General features: G+C 67.6%; 9 protein-coding genes. 7 read left to right on the plus strand and 2 right to left on the minus strand.

The window, feature by feature from the left end:
• Window positions 1–13: 13 nt before the first annotated feature.
• Together JNK68_08875 and JNK68_08880 are read left to right on the plus strand one after the other, a co-directional pair.
• Window positions 14–178 (plus strand): hypothetical protein, encoded by a 165-nt coding sequence (locus tag JNK68_08875; protein ID MBL8540472.1) that lies wholly within the window; start codon window positions 14–16, stop codon window positions 176–178.
• Between the two features lie 208 nt (window positions 179–386).
• Window positions 387–815 carry a hypothetical protein gene (locus tag JNK68_08880; GenBank protein ID MBL8540473.1) on the plus strand — a complete coding sequence of 143 codons (429 nt, stop codon included), beginning with the start codon at window positions 387–389 and terminating at the stop codon, window positions 813–815.
• Window positions 816–901: 86 nt separating this feature from the next.
• Here JNK68_08880 and JNK68_08885 read toward each other — a convergent pair whose 3' ends face one another.
• On the minus strand, window positions 902–1,294 hold the full coding sequence (locus tag JNK68_08885; protein ID MBL8540474.1) for a hypothetical protein: 393 nt from the start codon (window positions 1,292–1,294) through the stop codon (window positions 902–904).
• 149 nt (window positions 1,295–1,443) lie between these two features.
• Here JNK68_08885 and JNK68_08890 point away from each other — a divergent pair, with 149 nt between their 5' ends.
• From JNK68_08890 to JNK68_08905, 4 genes are read left to right on the plus strand one after another with little or no spacing between them, the layout of a single operon-like run.
• The gene (locus JNK68_08890) at window positions 1,444–2,535 is read left to right on the plus strand and encodes a PA0069 family radical SAM protein (protein ID MBL8540475.1); all 1,092 of its coding nucleotides are present in this window, start codon (window positions 1,444–1,446) and stop codon (window positions 2,533–2,535) included.
• Window positions 2,535–3,212 (plus strand): sel1 repeat family protein, encoded by a 678-nt coding sequence (locus JNK68_08895; protein ID MBL8540476.1) that lies wholly within the window; start codon window positions 2,535–2,537, stop codon window positions 3,210–3,212. The genes JNK68_08890 and JNK68_08895 overlap by 1 nt, the downstream gene beginning before the upstream one ends.
• On the plus strand, window positions 3,209–4,159 hold the full coding sequence (locus tag JNK68_08900) for an acetoin utilization protein AcuC (GenBank protein ID MBL8540477.1): 951 nt from the start codon (window positions 3,209–3,211) through the stop codon (window positions 4,157–4,159). Before JNK68_08895 ends, JNK68_08900 begins: the two co-directional genes overlap by 4 nt.
• A 37-nt stretch (window positions 4,160–4,196) precedes the next feature.
• Complete coding sequence (locus tag JNK68_08905; GenBank protein ID MBL8540478.1) at window positions 4,197–4,820, plus strand: LysE family transporter; 624 nt, start codon at window positions 4,197–4,199, stop codon at window positions 4,818–4,820.
• Between the two features lie 9 nt (window positions 4,821–4,829).
• Here the strand turns inward: JNK68_08905 and JNK68_08910 are convergent, their stop codons facing one another.
• Complete coding sequence (locus JNK68_08910) at window positions 4,830–5,309, minus strand: hypothetical protein (GenBank protein ID MBL8540479.1); 480 nt, start codon at window positions 5,307–5,309, stop codon at window positions 4,830–4,832.
• Window positions 5,310–5,541: 232 nt separating this feature from the next.
• Between JNK68_08910 and JNK68_08915 the strand changes: the two genes are divergently transcribed.
• Window positions 5,542–5,939 (plus strand): DNA-binding protein YbiB (locus JNK68_08915; protein ID MBL8540480.1); only part of this gene is annotated, 398 nt, incomplete at its 3' end.

Here is a 5,939-nt window from a genome sequence, read left to right on the forward strand (position 1 = left end):
CAGCGTGTCGACCATGAACTGGCAATCGTTTTCCGAGATCGCCTTCAGCTTCTCGCTGACCTCGCACATCGTGCTGCAGTCGCTGCTGTTCGCGGCGCTCATGGGCGTGCTCGGAGGCGTGCTGCCGGCCGCCCGTGCGGCAGGCCTCAAGATCGTCGATGCGCTGCGCGCGGCGTGAGCGAGGAATCTTCGAGAACGTACGCGACGACTCGTATTAGAATAAATACCCGTTCGTCTCGAATAGTCATTTGTGATGCGCCCGTTGCCGCGACGATGGCTGGGCAGACTGCCCGAGCGGGTGCGGTTTTGTGTACCGAGCTTATTTAGGAGTGAGATTGATGTCCACGAAAAGGGAAACGACGCCGGCTGCCGAGAAGAAGACCACAGTGAAGAAGGCACCGACCGAACGCAAGACAACCGCGCCGCGGAAGACGAAAGCAGCGGCCGAAGATGCCAGCGAATTGACGCCGAGTGCGGACGCGAAGGTGGCAAAGCCGAAGAAGGCGAGCACCGCGCCGCAAGTGGCTGCAGTGAAGCCCAGCGCAGAAAGGGCAATCGCCCCGATGACCCGTGTCATGGCCTACATCGACGTCGGTCCTGGCAACACGCTGTTCCTGCGCGGCGAAGGGGCGGGCCTGAGTTGGGAAGCCGGTGTGCCGATGCAGTGGACCGGCGACGGCTGCTGGTCGTGGTCGGCGGAAGCGGCGGGTCAGGAAGTCACGTTCAAGGTGCTGATCAACGACCAGCACTGGTCGTGGGGAGACAACCTCAAGGTTTCCGCGGGCGACACCGCTTCCTTCACGCCGGCCTTCTAGTGGCGTTCAGCCGCTACGCTCGACGGCGGCTGGCGTGTGCGCGCGGCAAGGTATCGCGCGTGAACCGGATGCGTACGGCAGGATAATCAGGCGGGCCCGCTGTCCGATCGCTCGGACAGCCACACGCACGAGTACAGTCCGTGACCGACGCCGACGAGGCCGGCGAAGAACAGCGTCGGCTCCGCGATGAGCACGCCGCTCACGAGCATCGTGCTTGCCGCGGTCAGCATGACCCAACAGCGGTGGCGTTCCTGCTGTGAGGCCGCGTCGTACGGGGGCAGCGCCAGTTCGCGCTTGAGTTTCGCGGTGGCTTGTTCGCGCGACGAGCCCGACACGAGCCAGATGTGCTCGTGCGAATCGGCGACCGGTTCGTCGCTGTAGATGGGCGTGATCTGAGCCCACGCGACCCATTGGCCGTCGGCACGTTGTTTCGTCGCGACCCAAAAGCGGCCGACACGGTGGATTGCTCTGCTGTTCATGGTGGAGCCCGTCGGATTCGTTCGCTGCGGATGGCGCAAAATTCGTGCTACGCCGTGCCGGCTGCAAAGTGCCGTGAGCGCGGGGTGACGAGGCCCGACCACCGCTCGATCTGCTATCCTCAGACGTTCACTGTTGAACGCGTTTTGTCATGCCGCTGCGTACTGTCTCCGGCAACCATGCCGCACCGTGCAAGGGTCGCGGCGCGACGTCGAATCCCGAGGGCCGTTTCGAGCAGGTAACGCGGGAAACGTTCGACGATGGCTGGGCGCGCGCAGATGAGGACGGGCCGCCGGCGCCGGCGACCGTCGTCACCGAGGAGCGTGCGAAGTCGATCATCGCCCGCAACGACTCGCCCGACGTTCCGTTCACGCAATCCATCAATCCCTACCGCGGCTGCGAGCACGGCTGCGTGTACTGCTACGCGCGTCCCAGTCACGCGTTCCTCAATCTCTCGCCCGGGCTCGACTTCGAAACGCGCCTCTTCGCCAAGGTGAACGCGGCCGAGGTGCTGCGTGCGGAACTGGCGAGGCCCGGCTACGTCTGCGAACCGATCGCGCTCGGCGCCAACACCGACCCCTATCAGCCGATCGAGCGCGAATACCGCATCACGCGGTCGGTGATCGAGGTGCTCGCCGCACACGATCATCCCCTGACCATCGTCACCAAGAACGCGCTGGTCGAGCGCGACCTCGATCTGCTGGCGCCGCTCGCGGAGAAGCGACTGGTGCGCGTTTTTCTCTCCATCGCGACGCTCGACCACGACGTGGCGCGCCACATGGAACCGCGCACGTCCGCCCCGCGGCGGCGGCTGGAGACGGTGCGGCGGCTCGCGGCATCGGGTGTCCCGACCGGGGTCATCGTGGCGCCGGTGGTGCCCTTCCTGACCGATCACGACATCGAGCGCGTGCTCGCAGAGGCGGCGCAGGCGGGCGCCACCTCCGCTGGCTATGTGCTGCTGCGGCTGCCTTTCGAGGTCAAGGGGATCTTCGAGAAGTGGCTCGCCGCGCGCTTCCCGCTGCGGGCGGCACACGTGATGAGCCGGGTGCACGCGATGCGCGACGGCCGGGCCAACGATCCGCAGTTCGGTAGCCGCATGAAGGGGACCGGCCGTTTTGCCGAGTTGCTGGGACAGCGCTTCGAGCGCGCCGCATCGCGGCTTGGCCTCGATCGCGATCGCCCGCCCCTCGACACCACGCTCTTCCGGCGTCCCGGGGCGAGGCCGCAGCTGGAGCTTTTCTGATGATGCTGCGGATTGCTGCCCGCCGTGTCGCCGCACTGCTCGTGGCGGTGCTGATGTGCGGTGGACGGGGAGCCTATGGCGCCGAGCCGGCACCGGCAGACTTCAAGGCCGGCCAGACCGCCTACGCCGCGGGCGATTACGCCCGGGCCGCCAGGGTGTGGCAACCGCTCGCCGAGCACGGTGACGCACAGGCGCAATACGGCATGGGAATGCTGGCGCGGCGCGGGCTCGCCGGGCCGCGCGACGCCGCCGCGGCGGCGCAGTGGTGGCGGAAGGCGGCGAACCAGGGGCACATGGCCTCACAGTTCAACCTCGGCGTGCTCTACGAGGCCGGCGAAGGCGTGCGGCAGAGCTACGACGAGGCCTTCAAGTGGTATCGTCTGGCCGCGGAGCGCGGGGATCCGGACGCGCAGTTCAACCTCGGCCTGCTCTACGCAGCCGGGCGCGGCACACGGCGCGACCTGACCGCCGCCGCCGACTGGTACCGCAAAGCGGCCGACCAGGGCGACGCCGCCGCGCAGTACACGCTGGGTCTTTCCTATGCGGCGGGAATGGGGGTGAAGGAGGACCGCAAGGCTGCCGTGACATGGCTGCAGAAGGCCGCCGCACAAGGCTTTCAGCCGGCCCGCGACGCGCTCGCCAAGCTCGCGCCCGACACGAAGGAACGTCAACCATGAGCGAAAAAGTCTGCTTGCTGGTGAGTGACGATCTCGCCCGCTACGGTTTTCCGTCCGGTCATCCGTTCGGCACCGACCGGCAGGAAGCCTTCCTGCGCAAGGCGCGCGGCCGCGGCCTCGACACCCGGGCACACGTCATGGGCTCGCGGGCGGCGACGCGCGACGAGATCGAACGTTTCCACACCGTCGATTACGTGAACCGCGTGATGGTCAAATCGCAGCAGGGCGTGGGGTATCTCGACTACGGTGACACACCGGCCTTCGTCGGCGTGTTCGAGGTGTCGAGCCACGTCGTCGGCGCTGCCCTGATGGCCCTCGACGCGGTCATGGAAGGCACCTGTCGCCGATCCTTCCAGCCCATCGGCGGGCTCCATCACGCGCGCCGCGACCGCGCGGCGGGCTTTTGCGTGTTCAACGACGTCGGTGTCGTGATCGAGACGCTGCGCAGCCGCTACGGCGTGAAGCGCATCGCCTACGTGGACATCGACGTGCATCACGGCGACGGTCTCTACTATCCATACGAGAGCGATCGGGATCTCATCGTCGCCGACATCCACGAGGATGGGGACTATCTCTATCCGGGCACCGGCCACGACTGGGAAACCGGCAAGGACGCCGCGGCGGGCACCAAGCTCAATATCGCCATGCCCCCGGGCGCGGGAGACGCCGAGTTCTCGCGACAGTGGGAGCGGGTAGAGGCGCACCTCGTCAAGTTCCGCCCGGAGTTCTTTCTGCTCCAGTGCGGCGCCGACAGCCTGGGCGGCGACCCCATCGCGCACCTGCACTACACCGCGGCAGCCCACGGCCACGCCGCAAAGCGGCTGCGCGCGCTGGCCGACGAGCACGCCCGCGGCCGGCTGATGGTTTTCGGCGGCGGCGGCTACAACCGTACGAATCTGGCGCTCGCCTGGAACGCGGTGCTGGAAGCCCTGGTCGAGACGCCGTAGCGGCGGTTCCGCCTCTGCGCTGTCGGAGAACCATGGCGTGAGCCCGTCAGAGCTGCTCGTGAGGAGCCTGCCCGTCGGCGTCATCATGGCGGCGGCCGTCGGCCCCATCTGGATGCTCTGCTTCCGTCGCGCGCTGGTCGAGGGCTTCTGGCCGGGTTTTGCCTCGGGGCTGGGTGCTGCCGGTGCGGATGCGCTCTACGCAGCGGTGGCTGCATTCGGGCTCACGTTCATCTCCGACTTCCTGATCGCGCATCGCCCGACGTTTCTGTTCGGTGCGAGCGTGTTCCTGCTCTGGCTCGGCGCGAAGATGCTCCGGGCACGGCCGGGGCGTGAGCCTGCCGCAACCCTTCGGGTGTCCGGTCTTGCCCAGGCGTGGGCGGCCACGCTGCTGCTCACGCTGGCCAATCCGATGACGATCCTCTCCTTTCTCGCCATCTTCGCCGCGCTCGGATTCACCGGCGCTCGCGACGTGGGCGGCGCGACGGCGATGGTGGTCGGCGTCTTCGCGGGCGCCGCGCTCTGGTGGCTGGCGCTGTGCACGCTGGCCGCGCGGATCGGGCCGCGGCTGGGAGATGCCGCGTTTGTCGTCCTGAACCGGATCGCCGGCGGGTTTGTGGTCGCTTTTGCCGGCTATCAGCTCCTGCTGCTCGGACGCAGCTGAGCTTCCCGCTCAGTGCAGGTAGGCGAAGTGCTGGCGCTGCCAGGCTTCGAGCCGTTCGCGCATGCGGCGGTAGTGCGATCCGCGCCAGTAGACACGCTCGCAGTGCGGGCACGCCGACACCGGCTCGGCGTCGCCCGACGGCAGCCACGGGAAGCGTGCGCGCTGGCGCGACGTGGCGGGAAGCAGCGGGGTGTTGTCGACGAGACAGCGTGTGAAGGCGCGCGACAGCCAGTCGAGCCCGAAGGCGCTGGCCACGATCTGCACCTGCTCTTCGAGTCGCGGCGAGGGCAGGATCATGGCGATCCCGGCGGCGGCCTTGTGCTCCCGGATGTGCCGGTCGAGGGTAAGGAAGCGCCGCGCCTCGGCCTGGCATTGCTGGAGCAGCACGCGGTCGCGCAGACCGTCGCTCGCGAGCGCCGCGTCGTAGCCGGCTGCTCGCAGGTAGCGGCACAGTTGCCCGAGCATCTCGTCGCAGAGGAAGCGTTCCATCGCCGCCGCATTATTTCGCGCGGCTCGAACCGGCACAAGTCATCGGCGACCGTGCACCACGACAAGGCAATTTCCGCAGACGCTGCACCACGAGGCGGCAGAAATCGCCACGCGGTCGCAACATGGTGAGGTAACTCTTGGACGTTGTGCGCGAATTTCTGGTGGCACGCGCGTTGCTAGCTGCAACCCCTCCCCGCGTTTCAGCTTTCCCGCCACCGTACACGCAATCCTGATGGCATACGCCTTCTATATCAAGGAGATCGGACGCGGGAAGGAAGGCGCGCGCGACCTCACCGCGCCCGAGGCCTATCATCTCTTCGCTGCGCTGCTCGACGGTGGCGTGCCCGAGCTCGAACTGGGCGCAATCCTGATGACGCTGCGGATGAAGGGCGAGGCCGCCTCGGAGATACTCGGCTTCCAGCGGGCGGTCGAGGAGCGCACGCAGCGGCTGGACTTCGCGTCGGCGGTACGCCCGGTCGTCATTCCCACCTACAACGGTGCCAAACACGCGCCGAATCTGCTGCCGCTGGTGGCGCTGCTGCTCACGCGCCTCGGCATTCCGGTGCTGATCCACGGTGCGCTGCACGGCGAAGGACGGGTCGCTACGGTCTACGTTCTGCGCGAGCTCGG

Source organism: Betaproteobacteria bacterium (assembly GCA_016791345.1).
Classification (GTDB): Bacteria; Pseudomonadota; Gammaproteobacteria; order Burkholderiales; family JAEUMW01; genus JAEUMW01.

Excerpts from the sequence above, each read along its gene's own strand:
- JNK68_08910 (MBL8540479.1), bottom strand. The coding sequence starts at position 5,309 with ATGGAACGCTTCCTCTGCGACGAGATGCTCGGGCAACTGTGCCGCTAC.
- JNK68_08885 (MBL8540474.1), bottom strand. The coding sequence starts at position 1,294 with ATGAACAGCAGAGCAATCCACCGTGTCGGCCGCTTTTGGGTCGCGACG.
- JNK68_08895 (MBL8540476.1), top strand. The coding sequence starts at position 2,535 with ATGATGCTGCGGATTGCTGCCCGCCGTGTCGCCGCACTGCTCGTGGCG.
- JNK68_08900 (MBL8540477.1), top strand. The coding sequence starts at position 3,209 with ATGAGCGAAAAAGTCTGCTTGCTGGTGAGTGACGATCTCGCCCGCTAC.
- JNK68_08875 (MBL8540472.1), top strand. The coding sequence starts at position 14 with ATGAACTGGCAATCGTTTTCCGAGATCGCCTTCAGCTTCTCGCTGACC.
- JNK68_08890 (MBL8540475.1), top strand. The coding sequence starts at position 1,444 with ATGCCGCTGCGTACTGTCTCCGGCAACCATGCCGCACCGTGCAAGGGT.